The sequence below is a fragment of the Phosphitispora fastidiosa genome (assembly GCF_019008365.1).
GTDB lineage: Bacteria > Bacillota > Thermincolia > Thermincolales > UBA2595 > Phosphitispora > Phosphitispora fastidiosa.
Map to the genome: position 1 here is coordinate 1 of NZ_JAHHUL010000188.1, position 249 is coordinate 249.

At 62.7% G+C, this 249-nt stretch carries 1 protein-coding gene; it reads right to left on the minus strand.

Annotated elements, in window-relative coordinates; all coding sequences use genetic code 11:
* On the minus strand, positions 1 to 249 hold a 249-nt coding region (locus tag Ga0451573_RS19445; RefSeq protein ID WP_231685849.1), incomplete at both ends, for a hypothetical protein.

Genomic DNA, 249 nt, shown 5'->3' on the forward strand with positions numbered 1-249 from the left:
CCCGATGATGACCACCTCGTCCGCGCCGCTCTCCCGCAGCTTCTCGGTCAGATGGTCGGCAAAAGCCTTGCGCCGTTCCAGCAAAGCCGGACTGCGGCGGTAAATCCGGTCTGACGCCGCCGCCCAGTCATCCAAGAGGTAGGAAAGGAACACCTTTTCCCCCGGCCAGCGGATCAGGAGGCGGGCGATGCCGAGCGCAAGGGGAATGGTCCAAAACATGTGGTAGGCGCTGAAACCGCCAAACAATGG